This is a genomic window from Haloferula helveola, assembly GCF_037076345.1.
GTDB lineage: Bacteria > Verrucomicrobiota > Verrucomicrobiia > Verrucomicrobiales > Akkermansiaceae > Haloferula > Haloferula helveola.
On record NZ_AP024702.1, the window covers coordinates 2,756,820 to 2,780,254 of the forward strand.

Sequence of the window (23,435 nt, forward strand, 5' to 3'; positions counted from 1 at the left end):
CACTTCGGGTGGTTAGGATGGCGTCACCGTTCGATGAAAGCCGTCGCATCCACCCAACCGCTATCGCCCCTTTCCGTGGTTCGGACCGCCGAGACCACCGACCGCGTGTTCGACACGCCGGACGAGAATGTCGCCGACTTCCGGTTCGGCGCGAAGGTCGCCTCGGTCTTCGACGACATGGTCAGCCGCTCAGTACCCTTCTATGGGGAGATGCAGCGGATGATCGCCGAAATGGTCGGCGACTACGCGGTGCCCGGCTCCAACGTTTATGATCTCGGTTGCTCGACCGGCACCACCTTCCTAGGCATCGACGGGAAGGTGGCGCCGGCCGTCAAATTCGTCGGCGTCGACAACTCGAGCGAGATGCTCGACAAGTGCCGCACCAAGCTTTCCGCAGCCGGCATCACCCACGAGGTCGAGCTGGTGAATGCCGATCTCAACGGCGGCGTGCGCATCGAAAACGCCTCGGTGGTGATGCTGGTGCTCACCCTGCAGTTCGTCCGCCCGCTCTACCGCGACAAGCTGATCGCGGACATCCTCGAAGGCATGAACGAGAACGGCGCCTTGATCCTCGTCGAGAAGGTCATCGGCGAGGACTCGCTCTTCAACCGCCAGTTCATCAAGTACTACTACGACCTGAAAAGGCGCCACGGCTACAGCGAGCTTGAGATCTCGCAGAAGCGCGAGGCGCTGGAGAACGTGCTCATTCCCTACAAGCTTCTCGAGAACCGCGAGATGCTGCTCAGGGCCGGCTTCCGCTACTGCGACACCTTCTTCAAGTGGTACAACTTCACCGGAATGATCGCCGTCAAATGAAGGTCCGGCTCGGTAACTTCCTCTATCACTACCGGAACGTCCTGTTTCCGTTGGTGTACTCGCTTCTCTTCATCAAGGGACCGCTTCTGGTAGGCGACTACCGGATCGCAGCACTGGCCGGTTTCGCCATCGCAAGCGCCGGCCAGTTGCTGCGAGGGGTCACGGTGGGGCTGGATTACATCAAGCGCGGAGGCAAGAACCGCATGCCCTACGCCGACGACCTGGTGACCGGCGGGCTTTTCAGCCACTGCCGAAACCCGCTCTATGTCGGCAACCTGACGATCCTACTCGGCGCGGGTGTCGCGTCGAACTCGCTGCTCTTCCTTACGGCCGGCATGGCCTTCTTCCTGTTCGCCTATTCGTGCATCGTGGCGGCGGAGGAGAACTTCCTGCGCGGCAAGTTCGGCGACGTCTTCGATCGGTATTGTTCGGAGGTCGGCCGCTTCACCCTCAATCCGAAGGGACTCGCCGAAACGATGCGCTCGATGCGCTTCAACTGGCGTCGCCTGGTGAGCGCGGAGTACAACTCGGCTTTCATCTGGATCGTCGCCGCTTCGGTCGGGGTACTGCAGAACGCATGGCTTGCCGGTGACATGGCTGGTTTCACCGCATCGGCGGCCGAGGGCATCTTGGCGCTCGCCGTGATCGGCTACGCAGTCGCGCGCGTCCTGAAGAAAACCGGACGGCTTCGCCAGTCCGTTGCGGAGCCGACCGGCGAGGCAGCCCGGGCCTGAGTTGTTATCCGAGCCGTGCCTCGGTGCCGGGCTCCCATTTCAGGCCCCAGTCGCGGATGGCAAGCAGGAGCGGCTTGAGCGATTCGCCTTTCTTGGTGAGGGCGTAAGCGAAGCGCTTCGAGCCATCTTCGGCGGGCACCTTCTCGATCACTCCACCCTCGGTCAGCCGGGTGAGCCGGTCGCTGAGGATGTTGGTCGGGATCCCTTCCGGCGAGCCGGCGAAGTCCTTGAACCTCGATCGACCGAGCATCAGGTCGCGGATGACGAGCAGCGTCCAGCGGTCGCCGAACAGATCGAGCGCGCAGGCGACCGGACAGGGAGAACGGCGTTCGGGGGACTCGGGCTTGTTGCGGGCTGCCATGCCCGAGGCTCGCATTCATAAACTTGCATTTCAAAAGTAAAATAACTTGCGAAATGCAAGTGAGTGGGTAGGGGTTTCTCCATGTCTGTGGTCACCGAACCGAAACTAGCCGCTCCTGGAGCGGGATTGCCTGCGATGGAGCTGATGATCGCCCGGATCATGTTCGGGCGAAAACGGAAGTCGGGATCCCGCGATGGATTTGACCGGGAGTTTCACAAAGAGCGGGAGCTGATCCGGAAGCGGGTTGCATCCTGTGATCCGTCGCGGCGAGGCGAGCGGGTGCTCATCAAACGCCTGCGTGGCTTGGAAGACAGCAGTCGGAACTGGTCGGTGTGGATGACGCTTGATCACCTCCGCATCTGCAACGGGGTGTTCGCGGCAGTGATCGGCGGTTTGAGTCGCGGGCAAGTTCCCGAGAAGGAAGCCAGCACCGCGGATGTGAAGCCGTCGCCCGAGGTGGGTGAAGAGATCGAGGCATCGTATGGGGCATCTTGTGATGCGTTGTTGTCGGCGGTCGGCGCGGTGAGCGATCTCGCAACGGATGAGCGCTACGCCCATCCATGGTTCGGGCCGCTCGATGCGGCCGGCTGGCATGCCTTGTCCGCGCTCCACATGGGCATCCACCGTCGGCAGATCGAGAAGATCATCGAGGGGTTGGGTTAGCGTATCGCTCAGCCCCGAGGGGCGCGGATGATGTTGGCGCACCTTGAGAACATGCACCGACGACCTACTCTGCCTACGCCCCTCCGGGGCTTGGATTCCACTCCGGTCCGACATCCCCGGGGTGAACCCCGGGGCTAAGTGCCTGCGCCCCTCCGGGGCTTTGAGCACGAGTGGGGTCGCCTACTTGGCCTCCAGATCCGCGAAGATGCCGGTGCCGGCGCGGACGGAGATCTTCTGGTTCTTGGCGTAGGCCCGACCGGCGGCTGACCGGATCGCTGTGCGGTTGCCGCCCTTGCGCCATGACTCGATGGCATCGTGAAGGATGAAGGAGCCCGGATACATCAGTTGCCGAGTAAGAAGCAGAGGCTCCGAGCTCATCCGTTCGAGGCGTGGAGTGAAGTAGCTCTCGCTGAGGCAGCACAGCGCGATGGTTGCGGTCGGGTTGTTTTCGACGGGCTTCGGCTTCGGCAACTGGAGTTCCATGAAGCCGTTGTGACCGATGAATGCGACGAGCGCGTGCTCCTTCGATGCCACCGCCGCTTCGAAGTCGAGGAGGCACTTCTTCATCTCCGCACCGCGATAGGCATCGGCGGTCAGGACGAGGCCCCCGTCAGCGTGCCGGAACTTGAGGCGCCGCAGGATTCCGGGTGCGGGATTCTTCACCGCGTCCACGGTCTTCCACTTGCTGCTGCGCTTGAAGTAGGACGCCAGACCGTCGTCGCATCCCCAGTAAAGGTTTCCCTCCGGGTCGTCGCCATTCCCGATCTTCTCGCCCACCTTGACGATTCCCTGGGTGGCATTGTCGCAGAGCGCGACGAATACCCGGATCGACTTCTCTTCGTCCGCCTTGAGCGAGACGCCCGAAATGAGAAACACGACCATTAGTAGCATTTTCATGGTTGTGGCGAGATTACCCGTCTTGACCTCGATGTCGATGTGCTCGTTGGCTGCTGACCAACGGCTCGGTCAGGTGACTGTAGTGACGCTTGAAGAGCCGGATGTGGCGGTAGCGCCAGTAGATGGTGTATTCGAAACCGAAATCCTTATCGATCTCGACCAAGCGATGGGGAGCGGTGTCGAGAAGCGGCACGATCGCCTGGGTGTAGGCCCATGGGCCCGTGACGAGGAGGACTGCTCGCTGACCGATGCCGTCGCGGGACTCGTCGTAGTTGAGAATGTTTCCGAGCACCAAGAGGATCGCGGCACGGAGGAACGGGTGGCCGGCCGCGGCCACGATGTGCCACTGCTGGAATTCGCCGAGCGCCGGAATTCCGGGTGTGTCGGTGATTCCCCACTCGGGGAAACGCTGCTGGTTCCAGTGGGAGAGCACGTAGGATTCGTCCGGCCTTAAGACCTGGTCCAGCGGCTCTTTTGCGGTGCTCTTGATGTCGAGGTAGACGCCGCCTTCGGCATACATCAGGAGGTAGCGGAAGAGGTCGGCCCGGGCGGCGCCGTAGGCCGGCCGGATCATCCGGTAGATCCCCAGCACCCGGTCGCCGTAGCGGGCATCGATCCAGCGTTCGATGTCTGCATCGCTGAAAACCCGGTGGCTCCATCCGGGATTGCGTTCCCGCATTCGGCGGATGTTGCGGAGGATCTTCCGCGGCAGGCGTTCCGGGTCCGCACAGGTCTGGTAGATGCGCTTCGGGATGCCGGTTGTCGGCTCGAACGCCGGAAGCTCGATATCCGGCATGCTTGGTGAATTGTCGCGATCGGAAGCTTCGGTCATGGCATCAGGGACCGCTGCCTCATCCCTTTGCCGGAGCCTCGATGATGCCTTCCTCGGTCTCCTGCTTGAGACGGAGCTGGCCGCAGGCGGCATCGATGTCGTGACCCTTCTCCAAGCGCAGCGTGGCGGACACGCCAGCGTTCTTGAGGATGTCGCGGAAGGCGCGGCACTGCGCTTCGGAAGGGCGGACCCAGTCGAGGCCCTCGACGGTGTTGTAGGGGATCAGGTTGACCTTGGCTTTCAGGCGACGGGCGTGGCTGGCGAGGATACGGGCTTGCTCGAGGTCGTCGTTGACGTTCTCGATGAGGATGTACTCCAGCGTCAGGTGCTGCTTCTTACGGGAGTTCCAGTAGTCGAGTGCCTCGAAGAGCTCGGCGGTCTTCCACTTCTTGTTCACCGGCATGATCCGGTCGCGGACCTCGTCGGTGGCGCCGTGAAGGGAAATCGCCAGGCGAATCTGCTGCGGGTGGTCGGCCAGCTTCCGGATCTGCGGCACCAGACCCGAGGTGGAAATCGTCAGGTGGCGCGCACCGAGATGAAGTCCCCACTCCGAAGTGATGATCTCGATCGCCGCCATCAACCGGTCGAAGTTGGCGAAGGGTTCGCCCATGCCCATGAAGACCAGGTTGTCGACCCGCTCGCCGGAGAGCCACTCGGCGGCCAGCACCTGCCCGGCGATCTCGGCGGGTTCCAGATTCCGCGAAAAGCCGGCGAGTCCCGAGGCACAGAATTTGCAGCCGTAGGCGCAGCCGACCTGGGACGAAACGCAGAGCGTGCGGCGATCGGAGCGCTCGCCGTAGAGGGCCGGATTGGCCGGGATGAGGACCGACTCGACATAGCGGCCGTCGTGGAGCTTGAAGAGGAACTTGCGGGTGGTGTCGGCGCTGCCTTGGGTTCGCGAGTGCTCGAGCGCGTGCAGACGGTGGGTCTCGGCGAGCCTGTCCCGCAGCGCGGCCGGCAGGTTGGTCATTTCCTCAAACGTCCCGGCCTTTTTCTTCCAGACCCAGTCGAGGATCTGCCCGGCCCGGAACGCGGGCTGGCCCCAGTCGGCCATCAGGGCGGAAAGGTCGTCAATCGAGAGGCCGGTCAGGGCGGGGAGCACGCGGGAGGGTGGAATATCGAACATCGAACGTCCAACTTTGAAGATTGAGGGCCGTGGGGCTCCGGATGCCCGGAATCCCGCCTCGGGCGCGGACACAGCGGGAACTCGACAGATTGTGGGCGAGAATCGAAAACGCCCGAGGCATGAACAACATTCATAACAAATGGCGATTGGTTGCGGGATTGCTCATGGCATCGGTCCTTCCGGCCATGGCTCAGGAGGCTCCGACGGCCCCGGATAGTGGGGATACCGCATGGATGCTGGTTTCCACGGTGCTGGTGCTGCTGATGACGCTGCCGGGCCTGGCGCTGTTCTACGGCGGGCTGGTCCGCGGCAAGAACGTGCTGAGCATCTTGGTCCAGTGCTTCGTGATGGCGGCACTGATGAGCGTGCTGTGGATCACCTTCGGTGCCAGTTTCGCCACCGGCAGCGACGAGAACCTGTTCATCGGCGATTCGTCGAAGCTGATGCTCGGGCACATGACGGCCGACACGCTGAACGGAACGATCCCGGAGAGCGTGTGGCTGACCTTCCAGATGACCTTCATCATCATCACCCCGGCGCTGATGGTCGGTGCCTTCGCCGAGCGGATGAAATTCTCGGCGATGCTGATTTTCACCACCCTCTGGACGATCCTGTCCTATCTGCCCGTCTGGCACATGGCCTGGGGCGGCGGTTTGTTCCACGACTGGGGCGTGCTTGACTTCGCCGGCGGCACGGTGGTCCACATCAATGCGGGGATCGCCGGTCTGGTGGCCTGCATCATGGTCGGCCGGCGTCGCGGCTACCCGGGGCCCAACCTGGTCCCCCACAACGTTCCGTTCACCGTGATGGGGGCGGGGCTGCTGTGGGTCGGCTGGTTCGGCTTCAATGCCGGCTCGGCCTGCGCGGCGGATGCATCGGCCGGGATGGCGATGCTTACCACCCACGCGGCGACCGCGGCCGCGGTGCTGGTGTGGATGGGCATGGAATGGATGATCCAGAAGAAGCCAACCGCGGTCGGTGTGGCGACGGGTGCCGTGGCCGGACTGGTGGCGGTCACCCCGGCGGCGGGATCGACCACGGTCGGTGGCGCGCTGGCGATCGGCGCGATCTCGAGCTTCGTCTGTTACTTCACCGCGACCAAACTGAAGCACGCGTTGAAGTTCGATGACTCCCTCGACGTCTTCGGGGTGCACGGAGTCGGCGGGATCGTCGGTGCCATCCTCACCGGGGTCTTCGTCCGCGAAGGGATCCTTGAGGAAGGTGTGACCACGGCCCAGCAGACCTGGGCGCAAACGCTGAGCGTGCTGGTCACCATCGGCTGGAGCGCGGTCGCGGCCTTCATCGCGCTGGGTGTGGCCAAGGTGGTCACCGGCCTGCGGGTCAGCGAGGATGTCGAAGTTGGCGGACTCGACCGCTCCGAGCACGGTGAGGAAGCCTACAACAGCGAGGGCTGATCCGGAGTTTTCCCCAAGCCTCCCGTGGCTCCGGCTGCGGGAGGCTTTTTCGTTCCGACTCAGCGGATGGGCGCCGGTTCCGGGCCTTCGTCGGTGGGTGTGACCTTCGAAATCGTGCCGTCGGCCGCGAAGCTGATCTTCTGGATCGAGCATTGGCGCTGGCCGGTGAGTGGCGGCTCGTTCTTGGTCGATGGCCAGTAGTGGTAGCAGATGTACCATTGCTTGGTGCCGGGGTGCTGGAAAAACGAATGGTGGCCCGGCCCCTTGTGCGACTCGCCCGAGTTGAGGATCGCGCCCCGGTACTTCCACGGTCCGACCGGCGAGCTACTGGTAGCATAGTGGACCGAGTAGTTCGGGTTGTTCCAGCCGCCGTGGCTGTAGGAGAGGTAGTAGGTGCCGTCGATCTCGTGCATGAAGGCGCCCTCGGTGAACTCCGGAGGCGTCGCGACCTCGACCTCCTCGCCGAGCTCAATGAGATTCGGCTTCAGCTTCCACACCCGCAGCTTCGCGCCGTTCGATCCGCCGGCGTAGAAGTAGGCCGTGCCGTCCTTGTCTTGGAAAACCATCGGGTCGATCGCCTCGAAGCCGTTGCCTCCTGTCAGCAGCGGCTTGCCGATGTCCTTGAACGGGCCGGCGGGATGGTCCGCCACCGCGACGCCGATGCGGCTGGGGGTCGGATTCTGGGGGCCGACCGAGAAGTAGAAGTAGTATTTCCCGTCCTTCTCGGTGATCCCCGGCGCCCACAGCCAGTGGTTCCTGGCGCCGTCGTCCTTGATCCACGAAATATCGGCCATTTTCAGGATCGGCTCGCTGGCTTTCCAGTCGACCAGGTCGGGCGACGAGTAGGCGACGAAGTCAAAAGAGTGGAACTGGGCCTTGGGGTCCGAGGCGTGGGTCGGGTAGGCCCAGAACTTGCCGTCGAAGACCGCGACGTGCGGATCGGCGCCGGGGAAGACCGGATTGGCTTGGCAGATCGCGGTCAGAACGAAGGCGACGCCGAGGCGTAGGGAGTGGCGGCTGGGTTGTTTCATGGGCTCCGAATGAACGGTCCGGGCGGGGAAATGGTTTAGGGGGAATCTGGCGAGCGGGCCATCTGTTCCCAGCTGCAATTTCCGGAGCGCGACCCGCGGAATGCCAGATCGGCGGACCCGACCTCTCCAAGCATGGTGAGGAAGCCTCCAACAGGGAGGGCTGATCCGGAGTTTTGCCAAGCCTCCCGTGGCTCCGACTCAGCGGACGGGCGATTCTCCAGAGGCGTCGGTCAAGCCCGGCGCCTGCGCAAAAGCAGCACGCCACCGAAGGCGGCGAGAACGAAAGCCGACGGCTCCGGCACCGGATCGTAGCGGGTATCGGCGCCCGAGAGGCGCATCATCCGGCCGACGCCGGACCCGTAGCCGGAGGTCAGGTCGGTCGTCGACTGGTGGGCCTGACCGCTGCCGGTATTCAGCATCTCCATCACGAAGTCCGACCCTGGCTCGACATTGACGATGGCGAGAAAGTAGGTGCCGTCCGCGAGAACGATCTCCGTGTCGAGGTCGACCTGATAGGTGAACCGTCGAACGGTCGGATTGATCCGGGTCCGGTTGTAGAGGGTGGTCTCGCTTTCCGCGACCAGCGAGCCGGGTCCGCCGGCGGGTCCGTTTGGCAGGAGGATGGCAATGGCGAAGTCCGGGAGGAAGGCATCGCTGGAGTCCTGTCCCGTGAACTCGATCGACCGGAGGGTGCCGCCCGAGGTGGTGACGGTGGCGGCGAGGAAAATGTCGGGTCCGCCCGGTCCGTATTCCAGATCCGCAGCCATGGTGGCGTTGGTCGTGTAGCTGGGCGCGCCGTTGAGGATCGTGGCTGCCTCCGTGGTGAGCGAGGAGCCGAATACGATGGCGGTGACCGCGAGGAGGGAGGAGGGGAATCGCATGGGGTGCTGCGATCTGCTAACAGCTTTGGACGAGGCGCGTCAAGTTCAGCGGAGCAGCGATCGAAACCGTGCATCATGCAACCCGCCCCCGATGAAGGAGCTGTTCCGAGAAGCTCACTTCAGGAAGGCGGCGGGCGACAAGATTCTCAGTGAAATACGAGAGACTTAGTAGCAGATCCTCGCGCCACCACGGGGCGATGGCCTGCATGCCGATCGGGAGCCCGAACGAATCGTAGCCGACAGGGATCGAGATGGCCGGCAGGCCGGTGAGGTTGCCGCAGGCGACGAAGCGCATCAGCTCCGAGAGGGTTGCCAGGTCGGACTCTCCGCCGTCCGCCGCATCGGGTCGGATCGGCGGAGCGGTGCGTCCGGTGATGGGCGTCAGGATGATGTCTGCCATCCCGAATGCGCGGGTGAAATCGCGGATGGCGCGGGTCCGGACCCGGTTGGCGATACGCCGGTCGGCGTCGCCGAGGAATGCCGCGAGCGCGAAGTTCATGCGGACGTCGAGGCCGTGTTCCTTGCGGTGTTCGGGGAGGAACTGCGACATGCACTCGAGCATCTCGGTGACGATGAGGATCAGCTGCGCCACGCGCATGTCGTCGAGTCCGGGTATTTCGATCGGCACCACTTTGGCCCCGGCATCTTTGAGAGCCTCGACGACCTTTTCGATGGCCGCGACGATCTCGGGCTCGGCGTCCTTGAACCATGGCTCGTAGATACCGATCCGCAGGCCGTTGAGATCGGAGGGAGGTCCGCTCGGGATGACCGGGGCCGGTTGGCCCGCGGTCATCGGATCGCGAAGGTCGGGTCCGGCAATGATTCCGTAGGCGCAAGCGACATCGGCCGTGCTGTTGCCGATCGGTCCGACGTGGCCGAGCGACGCACAGAGGGGAAACGCGCCGGCTTCACTGACGCGACCGAAGGTCGGCTTGAGTCCGACGACTCCGCACAGGCCGGAAGGAATGCGGATCGAGCCGCCGCCATCGGCACCGATGGCGACCGGGCAGAGTCCGGCTGCGACCGCGGCCGCCGATCCGCTTGAGGAGCCTCCGGTGTGTCGCGTCGGATCGAAGGGATTGCGGACCGTGCCGTGGTGCGGGTTCAGGCCCGTCACCCCGAGGCCGATCTCGTGCATGTTGGCCTTGCCGATCAGGAGTGCCCCGGCGGCGCGGAGGCGCTCGACGGTTGTCGCGTCCTGCTCCGGCCTGTGGCGGAGAAAGGCGGTTCCGACGGTGGTCGGGTAGGGGAGTTGGTCGAGCTCGTCCTTCACCGCGACCGGCACGCCATCGAGTGCCGACAGCGGCCGGCCTTGCTTCCAGCGTTTGGAGGATGCGCGAGCTTGGGCGAGAACATCGTCTTCGTCGCAGGCGATGATCGCGCGCAGCGGCGGGTCCGCGGCATTTGAGCGGCGGACCGATTCGATCACACGCGTCGCAACGGCTTCGGGATCGGTGGTGCTGTCTTGGTACGCCCTCCGGAAGTCTTCGATGGAGGGCTGAGGCAAGGTCGGTGGCGCGGCGCGGCTTTCGGAGAGTTCGGCTTGGTCGTTTGAGGAGGCTTCGACCAAGGGCGTTTCGGTCGCTGGTTCCTCAAGTTCCAGCCGTCGCAGTCTGGAAATGCCGAGGGTTCCGAAAAGCGGCCGGTGAAGAAGCCGGCTGATCCGGGGCTCTTCCAACATTGAGACCAGGAGCCGCAGCTTCGCGCCGGCCAGACGGGGCGACTTCGGTTTGATCAGGTCGTACGACATGGTCCGGATTCTCAGTTATCATGGACGGTTGGTGACGGGATGCCAGCCCGCTTGTGCACGTGCTGGCGGATTGAATCGCCCCGTCGCATGGTCCATGGTCGCGGCATGATTCGATGGATGGTCGGGTGGGTTCTGTTGGTGGCCGCGTCAGCCGATGAATTGTCGGAGGCGAAGAAGTCGTTCGAGAAGCAGGACGCGGCACTGAACAAGACCTATGCGGAGCTCAAGAAGGGGCTGGCGCCGTACCTTTTCGAAAAGCTTCAGGAAGAGCAGCGCGAGTGGATCGAGCATCGCGATTACCTGAGCGATTACTTTGATGAGCGACGCGAGACACCCGAGCAGAAGGCGGAGAAGTGGGAGATCGCGGCCGGGCTGACGGAGTCGAGAGTCGAGTGGCTGAACGCATGGAACCGGATCGGAAAACGCGAAGGCTGGAGCGGGAAGTATTCCGACAGCCGTGGCGGATGGCTGGAGATCGTCGAGAAGGACGGCAAGGTGCACTTCGCCCTGAGCGTGGTTCGGGGTCCGACCTTTCACCTCGGAGACATCCGCGGTGAGCTGCGGGTGAACGGAGGCATGGCTTGGTTCGAAGTGAAGGAGGAAGGGCAGGACGCGCCGACGTGGCTGACCTTTGTGGAGACGAACGACGGAACCGGGCGGATCCGGGTGTTCGGGGCGAACACGCAGTATTTTCACGGGGCCCGGGCCTACTTCGAAGGCAGCTACCTTTGGCTGGGTGAATTGACCGACGAGGAGAAGCGGGAGGTGATCGAGGGCGAGGAGAAATAGGCCGGGGTCCAGGCACCCTGAAGGGGCGCCCGATACCAATCAGGTACGTCGTGCCCGGGGGATTGGGCGGACAGCGGCCTACCGGGGGCGGTCAGCCCTACCTTTTCTCCGGCAGCGATAGCCACTCGGCGAGGATGGGGAGGTCGGCGGCGGCGAGGTCGAGTTCGTCGAGCTCATCGGCCGTGCACCAGCGGATCTCGCTGTGCTCGTGAGGGTGGGGTTCGCCATCGGTGATCCGGCAGACGATCGGGATCAGCCGGATCGGGCCGCGGCCGTAGTCGTGGACCACCGGGGTGAGTTGGCGGAGCGGCTCGACCGTGATTTCAAGCTCCTCCCTGAGCTCGCGGACCAGAGCAGGCTCGGGGGTTTCACGGGGCTCGACCTTGCCTCCGGGGAACTCCCACTTGCCGCCGAGGTGCTTGCCTTCGGGGCGGCGACAGGCGAGCAGGCGGCCGTCAGAAGCGAGGATCAGGCCGGCGACGACATCGATCATCGGCCCTCGGCGAGACGGTCGGCGAGCATCGGCGGCAGGTCCGCCTCGCGGATCTTCCGCTGGGTGGTCTCGATGTCGTACTCGACGCGCCGGAAGACGACGAGCTTGTGCTCGAGATCGTAGATTGCGTAGCAGGCGCGCCAGTCGCCATCGCGCGGCTGGCCGACCGATCCGACGTTGATGAAGTACTTGGCGCCGCCTTCGATCGCGACCGATTCGGCCGGGATCTCCTGGACCTTGTCATCCTTGATGTAGACCCGCGGCACGTGGGTGTGGCCGTGGAAGCAGACCTGCGTGAACTGGTAGGAGAAGTTCGACATCGCGTCGAAGCGGTTGGTCACGTAATTCCAGTTCGACGGCTGGTCGAGGGTGCTGTGGACCACGGTGAAGTCGGCGACCTGCCGGACCATTCTCAGACGACGGAGCCACAGCCGTTGTTCGTCGGTGAGCTGCTCGCGGGTCCACTCGAGGGCGGTCGCGGCGACCGGATTCATCGAGTCGAGCGAGTGGGTGCCCGAGGCGTCCTCGTCGTGATTGCCCTTGATCGTCGGGCAGTTCATCTCGCGGACGATTTCCAGGCAGGCGGACGGATCGGCATTGTAGCCGACGATGTCGCCCATGCAGATGTAGTCGTTGCAGCCCTGCTCCTTGGCGTCGGCGAGGACCGTCTGGAGCGCCTCGAGGTTGGCGTGGATGTCGCCGAAGATCGCGATGCGTTTCGATTCCCGTGCGGCGGCCGGTTCATCGGCAGCGGTTTCCTCCGTGGGGGGATGGGCCACTTTGGGGGCAGGAGGAGGGCCGCTCGGGCGTTGCATCGGACTCTGGGTGGGGAATTACTGTTGTTCGAGAAACTCGCGGGCCGTGAAAACGCTGTCTTTCTCGGCGATGGCGAGCTTTCTTTCAAGCTTACGCAGGTAGCTGGCAATCCCATTCATGGGGTAGTTCTCGCGGATATCGAGATAGTACTGGCCCAGCAGGCGGTAGGCGTGCTTCTCGGAGCCGAAGAGTTCCATCGCGAGCGGCTCGGGGTCGCGATCGGGATCTTCCCGCATTTCGAGGGCGAAACGCAGCGACAGCATGGTTGGAACGCTGCCGCCGGGCTCCTGTTGGAGCTTGCGGACGAGGGGCAGCGCCTGATCGATGTACTTGTCCGAACGGGCCATCGCGTAGGCCTCGGCGCGGCGGATGTAGGGGAGGACGTCACCGATCTCGACGGCTTTGTGGAAGGCGTCGGCGGCTTTCGTGTAGTCGCGGGTCTCGGGCTTGTTGACGTCGCGGTAGATCCAGCCGAGCCGGTACCAGAGAAAGCTGTTCTCGGGATTCTGGCGGATGCCTTCCTCGAGGAAGTTGATGCCATTCCGGACCCATCGCTCCGACTCGGCGCGGGCCCGGATTTCGGGCAGGTCCTCCTCGTTGCGCTTGATGTAGCCGGACGCGTTGTACGACATGTGCCAGAATCCGGTGTCCCAGTAGTAGGGCGAATGCGGTGCGAGCTGGACGACGGTGCCGTAGGTGTCGGCCAGTTCGTTCCAGCGGTGTTCCTCGAAGAAGCTGAATGCCCGCAGGTTGAGGATGGTGGCGACCAAGGTCCGCAGGCCGCCGAGGGACACGGCCCAGAAGCCCTGGCCGACCTTTTTCGAGAGTTCGATGTCGACCGGTTTCTGGAGCAGCTCCTTTTCGCGCAGGTCGTCGGTCAGTCGCTGCTCGATCGGCGCACGGATCACCCCGGCCACCAGCAGAAGGCCGGCGGCAGCGAGGGTCAGGCGTCGGTGGGCGGTCATGGGTCGGTCGGCTCAGAATTCCTTCCGGGCGAAAATCATCCAAGAACAGAAGGTGTAGACGAGGAAGTAAAAGAAGGTCGCCCCGGTGATCTTGAGCAGGTCGAGCGCCTCCAGCGGCTTGCCCTCGATGATGGCATCGATGACGTTGAAGATCTGGAGGTCGGGGAGAATGGTGGTCATCGCCCCCGAGCCGATTTTCCCGAGCACTCCGGCATCGCCGAAGTACATCTCGCGGGCGTCGGCCTGGAAGAAGCCGATGAAAACCACGAGGAATCCGACGATCGCGGTGAACAGGGTGCTGGTCGAGAAGGTCGAGAGCAGCAGTGCGATGCAGGCGAGCACGACGGAGCGGAGGAAAACGACGAACACCGCGCCTTGGAGATTCCATGTCGGGCCGAGGGCGCGGGTCTCGGAGAGCTGGGCGGCGATCACGTCGGGTCCGGCGCCGAACGACTGAAGGCGGAGCGTCTGCTCATCTAGGACCGAGTTCATCCGCAGTGCCAGCACGCCGGTCATGAGAAGGTCCATGGCGAGCATCGAGACGAAGATCAGCGAAGTCACTCCGAGCAGCTTGCCGAGCAGGTAGTCGAGGCGGGGAACCGGCTTGGCGAGGATGGTGTAGAGGGTGCGGTCCTCGACGTCCTTCGGCAGCAGCAGGCCGGTGGCGACGATCGCGATCACGATCGAGAAGATGCTCATGCAGCCGATCGAGGTGTTCTTGATGGCGTAGAGCACGTCGACCCCGGCGGCCTCCGGTGCGGCGTGGGTCGGAAGCTCGAGGAAGTTGGCGCCGATCACGATCACCGCGAAGATCGCGAGGAAGTAGAACACCTTCATCCGCACCAGCTGGGTGAAGGCATGGTAGGCGAGCACGCCGATCCGGCGCGGGTTGAGCGGTCGATTGGGAAGGGCCTTGCTCATGGCTTTTCGGATCGGTCGGTGGTTTCCCGTAGGAACAGTCGCTCGAGGGTCGTGCGCGGCTTGCCGGCCCGGATCAGCTCGGCCTTGCCGCCGGCCTCGACCAGCCGGCGGATCTCCTCGATCAGCTCGGGGGCGGCGTCCTTGAGGACCAGCTCGGTCTGGTCCTCGATCGACAGCAGCTCGTCGAGCCGGCCTTCCTTGATCATGCGGCCGCGGAAGATGATCCCGACCCGGTCGCAGACCTCCTGGACCTGCTCGAGCAGGTGGGAGCAGAGAAATACGGTGATGCCGCGCTCGCGGAGGGCGAAGATCAGGTCGCGGATCTGGCGGGAGCCGATCGGGTCGACCCCGGCGGTCGGCTCGTCGAGGATCACCAGCCGCGGTTCCTGAACGAGCGCCTGGGCCAGGCCGATCCGCTGGAGCATCCCTTTCGAGTAGCCGCCGAGCCGACGTTCGGCGGCACTTTCGAGGTCGACGAGCTGGAGCAGCTCCTTCACCCGGTCCTCAAGCGTCTTGCCCCGGAGGCCGCAGAGTTTGCCGTAGAAGCGGAGCGTTTCGGCGCCACTGAGGTGCTTGTAGAAGTAGGGATTCTCCGGGAGGAAGCCGACCTGCTGGCGCGAATCGACCTTGAGCGAGTCGGCTCCGAAGATCCTGCAGTTCCCGGAAGTCGGGGCGACCAGGCCGAGCAGCGCCTTCATGGTCGTCGATTTGCCCGAGCCATTCGGCCCGATGAGCCCGTAGACCTCGCCGGGCTCGATGCGGATGTTCACCCGGTCGACGGCCTTCAGCGGCCGGCCACCGAAGTGGGCGGGGAAGACCTTGACCAGATCCTGGATTTCAACGGCGGGTTCCATGCGGACTCTAACGCCGAGCTTACGAGCGCAAATGCCGCCGGGGCAACGGGATTTCAGGAAATCCAAAAGCGTTGCACGTTTGTAGTTTGAGGGCCGCGCGGACCGTGCCTACGCTGGCCCGTTATGAAAAAATGGATGATGGCCGCTGCTGCGGTCCTGGCAATGATGGCGACCAGCTGCATCGAGCACCATGTGACGATCGAGCTGAACAAGGATGGCAGCGGAACCGTCACCGAGGAGAGCACGCTCTCGGCGGCGACGATCGCGATGATCGAACAGATGGCGGCCGGACTCGGCGGCGAAGGAGGCGAGGCGGCGGACCCGACCGCGGACATGATGGACAAGGCGAAGGCCGAGGAGAAGGCGAAGACGATGGGTGAGGGTGTGACGGTGAAATCGATCGAGAAGATCGACGATGGCGCCCGGAAAGGAGCCAAGATCACCTACGCCTTCGAGGACATCAACAAGGTGAAGTATGGATTCGGTGATTCCCTGAACGACATGGGTCCCGGCGAGGAGGCGGGGGGCGCGGACAAGTCCGAGCCGATTGAGTTCTCGTATGCCGACGGTGTGCTGACGGTGAAGAATCCGAATATCGGCAAGGCCGAGGAGGCTGCCGCCGATGAGGAAGTTCCTGAAGTGGACCCGGGTGCGATGGCCCAGGCCCAGATGCTCAAGGGCATGAAGATGAGTATGAAGCTCAAGTGCCCCGGCGGGATTGCCGAGACCAACGCGACCCATCACGAGGGCGACACGGTCACGCTGATTTCGATGGATATGGACAAGCTGCTGGAGGATCCCGCGGCCTTCGCCAAGCTGCAGAAGGCCCAGCCGGAGTCGCCGGCGGAGATGACCGAGGCGCTGAAGGGCGTCGAGGGCGTCAAGGTGGACGCCAACGAAGAGCTCAAGGTCACGCTGAAGTGAGTTTCATCGACAGGAATGTCGACACTCCCAAAGGAATGGCCGTCCCGGATGGGGCGGCCGTTTTGCGTAGAGGGACCCGGGTTCAGCGGAACTGGCGCTGCTCGGGGCGGTAATCGTAGCCGGCGTCGGCGAGTCGGCTGACCAGCTTGTCCTGCTCGATGCCGTGCGTCTTCACGAGGTCGTCGAGCGACTCCGAAACGTTGCGGAGCTCGGTATTGACCAGCCCGACGAGCAGGTGCGGGTCCATTTCCTCGAATCGCTGGAGCTTCACGGGCGGGAAGGGAGCGGAAAGCGTGCCGGAGGGCAAGGCGGGAGAGGTGGCGGAGCGGACCGCGCGAGCCCACTCGCGCTGCGGGGAATTTAGAAATCGAACCGCCAAGGCTCTGGCGCCGCAAGGGGAGACTGGTTGTGTTGCTCAGGGGTTCCGGGGCGCGAGTGGGCTCGTGCGGTCCGCCTGGCGGTATGAAAAAACGGCCGCTCCCCGGGAGGAGCGGCCGTTCGGAATCGGGGATCGGGAAAGGGTCAGCCGGCGAAGTTCTCGGCGACGACGTCCCAGTTCACGACGTTCCAGAAGGCTGCGATGTAGTCGGGGCGGCGGTTCTGGTAGTTCAGGTAGTAGGCGTGCTCCCAGACATCGAGGCCGAGGATCGGCTTGCCGGAGCAGCCGGCGACGGCCTCACCCATGCACGGGGTGTCCTGATTGGCGGTCGAGCAGACGGCCAGCGAGCCGTCGTCCTTCTTAACCAGCCATGCCCAGCCGGAGCCGAAGCGGGTGGCACCGGCCTTGGCGAAGGCCTCCTTGAAGGCGTCGAACGAGCCGAATGCCGCGTCGATCGCCGCGGCGAGGTCGCCGGAAGGTGCCGAGGCGCCGCCGGGAGCGATTACTTTCCAGAAAAGCGAGTGATTGGCGTGACCACCACCGTTGTTGCGGACAGCACCGCGCTTTTCGTCGGGAACCTGGGAGAGGTCGCCGACCAGCTCGCAGAGGCTCTTGTCCTCGAGGCCGGTGCCTTCGAGGGCGGCGTTGAGGTTGGTGACGTAGGCGTTGTGGTGCTTGTCGTGGTGGATCTCCATCGTCCGCGCGTCGATGTGGGGCTCCAGCGCGTCGAAGGCGTAGCCGAGATCGGGAAGAGAATGTGCCATGGTTGGAATTGGTTTGGTTTGCGTTCGGGGGGACGGGTCGCTAGGTCGGACCGGCGACGTCCCGAGCCACGATGGCCCGCGTGGACGGCTCCGCAAGAATCAATCTGAACATGCTGGGATTCGAACTGGATATGTCGGGAGAGCAGTGGCCGTGGCTGCTGGGGGGATTGGCGGGTTTCATGGTCGGGTGGATCCTGACCCTGCTGGTGGGCGGTGCGCGCCGCGGGCGGATCGAGGAAAAGCTGAAGGCGGAGGAGCGTCGGGCGACCGATCTCGAGGCGCGTCTGGCGCAGGCGACTTCCGAAGCCGAGCAGGAGGAACGCGACGCCGGCAACCTGCGGACGCAGGTCGCCGAGTTGAAGACACGGCTTGAGGAGGAAGGGAAGTCGGCCAAGGAGAAGCAGGAAATCCTCGAGCAGACCGAGAAGCGGCTGTCTGACGTCTTCAAGGCGCTGTCGGCCGACGCATTGAAGTCATCGACCGAGCAGTTCTTCCAGCTCGCGAAGCAGTCGCTCGCCGCGCAGCAGGACGAGGCGAAGGGCGAACTCGACAAGCGCAAGCAGGCGATCGAGCAGATGGTCAAGCCGGTGACCGAGACGCTCGGCAAGTTCGAGGGTCGGATCGGCGAGATCGAAAAGGCCCGCGAGGGTGCCTACGCCGAGCTCAAGACGCAGGTGAAGGCGATGGCCGAGGCCCAGACCGGCCTGCAGCGCGAAACCGCGCAGCTGGTCAAGGCACTGCGCCAGCCGACCGGCCGCGGCCAGTGGGGCGAGATCCAGCTCCGTCGGGTGGTCGAGATGGCCGGGATGCAGGAGCACTGTGACTTCCAGACTCAGACGACGACCACCGACGACGAAGGCAAGCGGCTGCGTCCCGATCTGATCGTGCGCCTGCCGGGCGGCAAGACCATCGTGGTCGACTCGAAGACGCCGATGGATGCCTACCTCGATGCGGTCGAGGCCCAGGACGACACCGCCCGCAACGAGGCCCTGGCCCGCCACGCGCGGCAGGTCCGCACCCACATTTCCCAGCTCTCGTCGAAGAACTACACCTCGCAATTCGAGCACGCGCCGGAGTTCACGGTCCTGTTCCTGCCGAGCGAGTCGTTCTTCTCCGCGGCGCTGCAAAGCGACCCGGGGCTGATCGAGCGCGGTGTCGATCACGGGGTGATCCTCGCCACGCCGACGACACTCATCGCACTGCTCCGTGCGGTCGCTTACGGCTGGCGTCAGGAGGCACTGGCTGAGAACGCCCGCGAGATTTCGGTGCTCGGTCGCACTTTGCACGAACGGCTTTCGACCCTCGCCGGCCACTTCGCCAAGCTGGGCCGGTCGCTCGACAGCGCGGTCGGGCACTACAACTCGGCGGTCGGTTCCTACGAGACGCGCGTGATGAGCACCGCACGGAAGTTTGAGGATTTGCAGGCGGCGCCCGACGGACAGAGTTTGCCGGAAATCGAGCGGATCGAGAAGACGTCCCGGTTGCCGCTCGCGACGCCGGAGGACGAGCCGGGCGAAGACTCCCAAGAGGCGGACGTGAAGGAAAAGGCGAGTTCGGTCGCGTCCGATCTGAGGTCAGCTTTGGGAGAGTGATGGACCGCGTGGCTCCGACCACGCCCCTGAGCCCCAGCGCACCGGAGGCGTGGCCGGAGCCACGCGGTGCTTTCCCGTTCGCGTTCGGTAGACCTGGTGTTAGGTTGATCGGGTGCGCTTCCTGACCATCGTCTGCCTTCTTTTCGCCAGTCTCGCCACCGGCGCCGAGCGGCCGATGCCGGGGGTGATCGCGGCTTCCGAGCTTCGGGAATTCGCTGACCTTGAGGCGGGTCGGAAGCGGTTCGTGCAGATTGCCTTGGAGGAAACGGCCGAGCTGAAGCTATCGAACTACCTCTACGGCAGCGCGGATCCCTCAAAGGGTGGCTTCGATTGCTCGGGCGCGGTTTTTTACCTGCTGGAAAGGGTCGGCATCGATCCGCCGCGGAGCTCGGCGGCACAGTTCGATTGGATCAAGAAGGCCGGTAACCTCACCGAAGTGCCGGCCGCGGCGCGCACGCTGGATCACCCGTCACTTTCAAAACTGGAGCCGGGCGACCTTCTGTTCTGGTCGGGCACCTACCAGCCGACCGACGGCCGGACGAACAAGATCACGCACGTGCAGATCTACCTCGGCCGGGAAAAGGACGGCCGGGCGGTGATGGTCGGGTCGAGCGACGGACGCAGCTATCGCGGCAAGGCGCGATGCGGTTTCGGGGTGTATGACTTCCGGCTCCCGCGCGAGGGATCGAAGGCCCGGTTCGTTGGCTATGGGAAACCGCCGGGGTTGAAAGGGGAGTAGCGCGACGTGGACGTCGCCGCGCCCACTCATGGCGCCTGCAAGGCGCCACTCCTCAGCGGGGGCCCTTGTCGTGGTCGAGGACGAAGGGCTTGTTGCGGTACTTCACGCTCTTCATCGCGCCGATCAGCTGGTCGGCGACCTTGGCGTCGACGTCGACGCGGCTGTGTTTGAAGAACAGCTTCACGTGGCCGATCGATCCTTGGGGGATGCCGGACTCGTTGTAGAGCATGCCGATGATCTCGCCGACCTTTACGCCGTGCTGCTTGCCGAGCGAGAGGAACAGTGGGGTCATGTTCGAGTTGTCGACAGGTCCGGTCGAATGCTCGCGCTTCGGTCCGCGCTCACGCGGCTCCCGTCGCTCGCGCTGCTGGCGTCCGCGACGTTGTCCGGGCTCCTCATGGTCCTCCTGGATCTCGTTGAAGTCGCGACCGCTTTCGTCGCGCAGCATCGAGATCAACGCGCTGACGACATCGGTCGGCGTGAACCCCTGCTCGAGCAGACGGTCGAGCTGATCGGCGTAAGACTCGAATTTTCCTTCGCCAAGCCGCTCCTTGAGTTGCTCGAATAGTCGGTCGGCCATGCGGCCCTCGACCTGCTCCTGCGACGGCACCCGCTCGCGCCGGACCGGCTGGCGGGTGTAGCGCTCGATCGTTTCCAGCCGATGGAGATCGCGTCCGAAGACAAAGCTCACCGCACGACCGCTGCGCCCGGCACGGCCGGTGCGGCCGATCCGGTGGACGTAGTCCTCCGGGTCCTGCGGGAGGTCGTAGTTGATGACCAGATCGATCTCGTCGATGTCGAGGCCGCGCGCCGCGACGTCGGTGGCGACCAACACGTCGATGGTCCTGTCGCGGAAGCGCTTCAGCACTCGCTCGCGCATCTGCTGGGTGATGTCACCGTGCAGGCGGTCGACCGCGTAGCCGCGGGCCAGCAGTGCCTCGGTCGCCTCGTCGACCGAGCGCTTGGTGTTGCAGAAGACGATCGAAAGGCGTGACGGCTCGATGTCGAGCAGGCGGGACAGCACCTCGACCTTCGAGCGTTGCCGTACTTCATAGCAGCACTGGTCGATCGAGCTGACGGTCTTCGCCTTCTGTTCGATCTTGATCGTTTGGGGCTCGCGGCCGAAGCGCTCGATCAGCTGCGACACCGCACGGTTCATCGTGGCGGAGAAGAACAGCGTCTGGCGGTCGTCCGGAAGATCGGCGAGCAAGTCTTCCATCTCGTCGCGGAAACCCATGTCGAGCATGCGGTCCGCCTCGTCCAGGACGACCATGCGGATGGCTCCCGGCTGCAGTGAGCCGCGGCGGAGGTGGTCGAGCACCCGTCCCGGCGTTCCCACGACAACATGGGCGCCTTGTCGGAGCGCGCGGAGCTGGCGGTCGATCGGTGCGCCACCGTAGACCGGCACGGCACGCAGTGTGGCGACTTTCGAGCCGAGCCGGTGGATGTCCTCGCAGACCTGATTCGCCAGTTCACGGGTCGGGCAAAGCACGAGGGCCTGCGGCTCGAAGCGATCAAGATCGAGCTTCGCCAGCATCGGCAGTGTGAAGGCGGCGGTTTTTCCCGATCCGGTCTGCGAAAGACCGATCAGGTCCCGGCCCTCGAGTGCGGGCGGAATCGAAAGTGCCTGAATCGGCGAAGGCCGCTCGAAACCAAGGGATTCGACGGCGGCGAGGAGGGAGTCGGGAAGTCCGAGCTCGGAGAATGGAGGCGTTTCCATGACGGAGGCGGGAAATCCGCCGGCCGGGGTCGCGTCGGGCGACCGTCTTCGGCGGGGGCGGACCCTGATCGATTCCGCGCCCGTGGCAAGCAGCGATTTTCGGGGCCACGGGTCCCGGATGCGGAGAAACCCGGAGCGGCAGGGCGCCGCACCGGGTTGTTCCGGGGATTACCTCCGGCTTACCAGTTCCAGTCCGCGGGCATCTCGTGACGCTGCGTGGCCTCGAAGGAGCAGGTCAGGTAGAGCTCGTTGCTGGGAGGGAAAACCTCTTCGTGTTTGATGAGGTATTCGCCACCACCGGGGCAGGTCCGGACGCCTTTGACCATCTCGTAGAGAGGCTCCTGGATGTAGCCCTTCGAGTACAGGTGGTCGACGATCGACTGGGTGCCGTGGTCGGCATACGGGATCGTGCCGTCCGAGTATCCGTACATGTTTTGGTAGGCACGGACACTTGCTTGCACGTTGCGCATGTTGATGACGCAGGCGGCTCGGTCGGAGGCGCGGCGCCAGCCGCGCGCACCGAACATCGTTACGGTGACGAGGGCAAGCAGGGCGGCGATCACTACGGTCAATTCGAGTAGCGTCAAGCCGGCCGGCTTTCTCGTCCGCAGGGGGGATGCGGATTTCATATTGGGGGGATGTTTGGGGGGAGGCATTCAAACTAACACGAAAAAGCCCCGCCGCGATGCCGTGATCGCGGAGGGGCTTGGGAAAAACGATTCCGGGCGTTTGCCTCAGAGTTCCTTGATCCAGATGTTCGCGAAGTCGATCTGGGATCCGTGATGCTGGAGGGCGATCGGTCCTTCCGGCTTCATTCCGGGAAGCAAGGCGTCCTCGATCACCGTCTGGCCGTTGAGAACGACGGTGAGCTTCTCTCCCTTCACCGTGATCATCATGCGGTTCCATTCGCCCACGGGCTTATCGGCCTTCGCCGTCGGAGTGACGCCGGCGCGCACTTCGGCAGGTTGCTTGCCGTCCGTCCGGTAGCCGTAAACCTCGCCGGATCCGACCGGCCAGTTCCACAGGTTGACCTGGCTCTTCGAACTGCCACGCAGGTAGACGCCGCTGTCGAGCTCCTGCACCTTGACCTTCTCGCCGGTCTCCTTGCCGTCCGGTCCGATGATCGGGCGATCCATCATCTTGCCGGGTGCGCCCCAGCGCCAGTCGAAGACCACGGTGAAGTCCTTGTAGGATTTCTCGCTCCAGAGGTCTTTACTGCGGCCGTCGTACTTCAGGATGCCGTTGACCGGATTCCAGTGGCCCTCGGCGCCTGCCGGGGCCTTCCAGCCCTTGAGCGTCTTGCCGTCGAAGATCTGGGTGAAGCCGGCGGACTTTACCCCGTCGATATTCGCCGCGGGCGGGAGTTCGCAGATCTTGAATCCGCGGAACGCGACCTTGTCGCCGTGGCCGCACATCGCGATGTGGCCTGCGCGGCGCTTGGCGCCCTCGTGCTTCGGAAACTTCTTGTTCAGTTCGTCGAGATTCGCCTCGGTGATCACGGTGCCGTTCAGTTCCACACGCACGTGCGGGCCATGGACGGTGATCCTCTGCTGGTTCCACTCGCCGACCGGCTTGAGGAAGCCCTGCTTGGCCGGGACCATGGTGTAGATCGATCCGTGGAACTGGTAGGGCTTGAGCTTGCCTTTGTACTTCTCCGCGGTGTTGTCGAGGACCTGGAGTTCCATCCCGGTGTAGGCGGCATCGCCCTGGCCGGGGTAGTGGATGCCGATGCCGTTGTTGCCTCCGGGCGGCAGCTTGAATTGGAAGTCGAGGACGTAGTTGGCGTAGATCTTGTCGGACACCAGGTTGCGGCCTTTCGGTGTGCAGACGATGGCGCCGTCCTCGACGACGTAGCCGTCGCCCTTCCAGCCATCCAGGGTTTTGCCGTCGAAGATCGGGACGAACTTCATGGGGGCTTCCTCCGCCAGGGCGGCGGCGGTGAGCGCGATGATCGGGATCAGGAATTTCATGGT

General features: G+C 64.2%; 25 protein-coding genes. 8 read left to right on the forward strand and 17 right to left on the reverse strand.

The window, feature by feature from the left end; translation table 11 throughout:
- The first annotated feature begins 33 nt into the window (after positions 1–33).
- Positions 34–816: a carboxy-S-adenosyl-L-methionine synthase CmoA gene (gene cmoA, locus HAHE_RS10090; protein WP_353415622.1), complete on the forward strand. Its 783-nt coding sequence runs from the start codon at positions 34–36 to the stop codon at positions 814–816.
- Positions 813–1,550: an isoprenylcysteine carboxylmethyltransferase family protein gene (locus tag HAHE_RS10095; RefSeq protein ID WP_338690694.1), complete on the forward strand. Its 738-nt coding sequence runs from the start codon at positions 813–815 to the stop codon at positions 1,548–1,550. Before cmoA ends, HAHE_RS10095 begins: the two co-directional genes overlap by 4 nt.
- Positions 1,551–1,554: 4 nt before the next feature.
- Here HAHE_RS10095 and HAHE_RS10100 read toward each other — a convergent pair whose 3' ends face one another.
- Positions 1,555–1,911 (reverse strand): helix-turn-helix domain-containing protein, encoded by a 357-nt coding sequence (locus HAHE_RS10100; protein ID WP_338690696.1) that lies wholly within the window; start codon positions 1,909–1,911, stop codon positions 1,555–1,557.
- Between the two features lie 81 nt (positions 1,912–1,992).
- Between HAHE_RS10100 and HAHE_RS10105 the strand changes: the two genes are divergently transcribed.
- Positions 1,993–2,574, forward strand: a complete 582-nt coding sequence (locus HAHE_RS10105; protein ID WP_338690697.1) for a DinB family protein — start codon at positions 1,993–1,995, stop codon at positions 2,572–2,574.
- Positions 2,575–2,754: 180 nt separating this feature from the next.
- Here the strand turns inward: HAHE_RS10105 and HAHE_RS10110 are convergent, their stop codons facing one another.
- Genes HAHE_RS10110 through rlmN form a run of 3 tightly spaced genes read right to left on the reverse strand, consistent with a single transcriptional unit; the run spans position 2,755 to position 5,429 of the window.
- A complete protein-coding gene (locus HAHE_RS10110) occupies positions 2,755–3,471 on the reverse strand; it encodes a hypothetical protein (protein WP_338690699.1) in 717 nt (238 codons plus the stop codon).
- 13 nt (positions 3,472–3,484) lie between these two features.
- Positions 3,485–4,303, reverse strand: coding sequence for a glycosyltransferase family 32 protein (locus HAHE_RS10115; protein WP_338690701.1), 819 nt, complete (start codon positions 4,301–4,303; stop codon positions 3,485–3,487).
- A 19-nt stretch (positions 4,304–4,322) separates the two neighbouring features.
- Positions 4,323–5,429, reverse strand: coding sequence for a 23S rRNA (adenine(2503)-C(2))-methyltransferase RlmN (gene rlmN, locus HAHE_RS10120; protein WP_338690703.1), 1,107 nt, complete (start codon positions 5,427–5,429; stop codon positions 4,323–4,325).
- Positions 5,430–5,614: 185 nt separating this feature from the next.
- Between rlmN and HAHE_RS10125 the strand changes: the two genes are divergently transcribed.
- Complete coding sequence (locus tag HAHE_RS10125; RefSeq protein ID WP_343218209.1) at positions 5,615–6,844, forward strand: ammonium transporter; 1,230 nt, start codon at positions 5,615–5,617, stop codon at positions 6,842–6,844.
- 59 nt (positions 6,845–6,903) lie between these two features.
- Here HAHE_RS10125 and HAHE_RS10130 read toward each other — a convergent pair whose 3' ends face one another.
- From HAHE_RS10130 to HAHE_RS10140, 3 genes are all read right to left on the reverse strand, one after another.
- Positions 6,904–7,875: a family 43 glycosylhydrolase gene (locus HAHE_RS10130; RefSeq protein WP_338690707.1), complete on the reverse strand. Its 972-nt coding sequence runs from the start codon at positions 7,873–7,875 to the stop codon at positions 6,904–6,906.
- A gap of 230 nt (positions 7,876–8,105) precedes the next feature.
- Positions 8,106–8,756 carry a PEP-CTERM sorting domain-containing protein gene (locus HAHE_RS10135; RefSeq protein WP_338690710.1) on the reverse strand — a complete coding sequence of 217 codons (651 nt, stop codon included), beginning with the start codon at positions 8,754–8,756 and terminating at the stop codon, positions 8,106–8,108.
- A 73-nt stretch (positions 8,757–8,829) separates the two neighbouring features.
- The gene (locus HAHE_RS10140; RefSeq protein ID WP_338690711.1) at positions 8,830–10,506 is read right to left on the reverse strand and encodes an amidase; all 1,677 of its coding nucleotides are present in this window, start codon (positions 10,504–10,506) and stop codon (positions 8,830–8,832) included.
- A 105-nt stretch (positions 10,507–10,611) separates the two neighbouring features.
- On the opposite strand from HAHE_RS10140, the gene HAHE_RS10145 reads away from it, so the two are divergent.
- Entirely contained in the window at positions 10,612–11,295 is a 684-nt protein-coding gene (locus HAHE_RS10145) for a lysozyme inhibitor LprI family protein (protein ID WP_338690712.1), read from the forward strand.
- A 97-nt stretch (positions 11,296–11,392) separates the two neighbouring features.
- On the opposite strand, the gene HAHE_RS10150 is transcribed toward HAHE_RS10145, so the two are convergent.
- From HAHE_RS10150 to HAHE_RS10170, 5 genes are read right to left on the reverse strand one after another with little or no spacing between them, the layout of a single operon-like run.
- Entirely contained in the window at positions 11,393–11,788 is a 396-nt protein-coding gene (locus HAHE_RS10150) for a (deoxy)nucleoside triphosphate pyrophosphohydrolase (RefSeq protein WP_338690713.1), read from the reverse strand.
- Entirely contained in the window at positions 11,785–12,567 is a 783-nt protein-coding gene (locus HAHE_RS10155) for a metallophosphoesterase family protein (protein ID WP_338690714.1), read from the reverse strand. The genes HAHE_RS10150 and HAHE_RS10155 overlap by 4 nt, the downstream gene beginning before the upstream one ends.
- A 54-nt stretch (positions 12,568–12,621) precedes the next feature.
- Positions 12,622–13,569: a tetratricopeptide repeat protein gene (locus HAHE_RS10160; protein WP_338690715.1), complete on the reverse strand. Its 948-nt coding sequence runs from the start codon at positions 13,567–13,569 to the stop codon at positions 12,622–12,624.
- 12 nt (positions 13,570–13,581) lie between these two features.
- Entirely contained in the window at positions 13,582–14,490 is a 909-nt protein-coding gene (locus HAHE_RS10165) for a hypothetical protein (RefSeq protein ID WP_338690716.1), read from the reverse strand.
- Complete coding sequence (locus HAHE_RS10170) at positions 14,487–15,344, reverse strand: ABC transporter ATP-binding protein (RefSeq protein ID WP_338690718.1); 858 nt, start codon at positions 15,342–15,344, stop codon at positions 14,487–14,489. Before HAHE_RS10170 ends, HAHE_RS10165 begins: the two co-directional genes overlap by 4 nt.
- 123 nt (positions 15,345–15,467) lie before the next feature.
- Between HAHE_RS10170 and HAHE_RS10175 the strand changes: the two genes are divergently transcribed.
- Positions 15,468–16,268 carry a hypothetical protein gene (locus tag HAHE_RS10175; protein WP_338690720.1) on the forward strand — a complete coding sequence of 267 codons (801 nt, stop codon included), beginning with the start codon at positions 15,468–15,470 and terminating at the stop codon, positions 16,266–16,268.
- 82 nt (positions 16,269–16,350) lie between these two features.
- Here HAHE_RS10175 and HAHE_RS10180 read toward each other — a convergent pair whose 3' ends face one another.
- Together HAHE_RS10180 and HAHE_RS10185 are read right to left on the reverse strand one after the other, a co-directional pair.
- The gene (locus HAHE_RS10180; protein WP_338690721.1) at positions 16,351–16,539 is read right to left on the reverse strand and encodes a DUF4250 domain-containing protein; all 189 of its coding nucleotides are present in this window, start codon (positions 16,537–16,539) and stop codon (positions 16,351–16,353) included.
- A 251-nt stretch (positions 16,540–16,790) separates the two neighbouring features.
- The gene (locus tag HAHE_RS10185) at positions 16,791–17,411 is read right to left on the reverse strand and encodes a superoxide dismutase (protein ID WP_338690722.1); all 621 of its coding nucleotides are present in this window, start codon (positions 17,409–17,411) and stop codon (positions 16,791–16,793) included.
- A 71-nt stretch (positions 17,412–17,482) separates the two neighbouring features.
- Here HAHE_RS10185 and rmuC point away from each other — a divergent pair, with 71 nt between their 5' ends.
- Both rmuC and HAHE_RS10195 read left to right on the forward strand, forming a co-directional pair.
- Positions 17,483–19,003 carry a DNA recombination protein RmuC gene (gene rmuC, locus HAHE_RS10190; RefSeq protein ID WP_338690723.1) on the forward strand — a complete coding sequence of 507 codons (1,521 nt, stop codon included), beginning with the start codon at positions 17,483–17,485 and terminating at the stop codon, positions 19,001–19,003.
- A 112-nt stretch (positions 19,004–19,115) separates the two neighbouring features.
- Positions 19,116–19,742: a C40 family peptidase gene (locus HAHE_RS10195; RefSeq protein ID WP_338690724.1), complete on the forward strand. Its 627-nt coding sequence runs from the start codon at positions 19,116–19,118 to the stop codon at positions 19,740–19,742.
- A 52-nt stretch (positions 19,743–19,794) separates the two neighbouring features.
- Here HAHE_RS10195 and HAHE_RS10200 read toward each other — a convergent pair whose 3' ends face one another.
- The 3 genes from HAHE_RS10200 to HAHE_RS10210 all read right to left on the reverse strand — a co-directional run bounded on the left by HAHE_RS10200 (position 19,795) and on the right by HAHE_RS10210 (position 23,432).
- Positions 19,795–21,462 (reverse strand): DEAD/DEAH box helicase, encoded by a 1,668-nt coding sequence (locus HAHE_RS10200; RefSeq protein ID WP_338690725.1) that lies wholly within the window; start codon positions 21,460–21,462, stop codon positions 19,795–19,797.
- Between the two features lie 179 nt (positions 21,463–21,641).
- The gene (locus HAHE_RS10205; RefSeq protein WP_338690727.1) at positions 21,642–22,091 is read right to left on the reverse strand and encodes a type II secretion system protein; all 450 of its coding nucleotides are present in this window, start codon (positions 22,089–22,091) and stop codon (positions 21,642–21,644) included.
- A 105-nt stretch (positions 22,092–22,196) separates the two neighbouring features.
- Entirely contained in the window at positions 22,197–23,432 is a 1,236-nt protein-coding gene (locus HAHE_RS10210) for a DUF1080 domain-containing protein (protein ID WP_338690728.1), read from the reverse strand.
- Between the last annotated feature and the right edge of the window lie 3 nt (positions 23,433–23,435).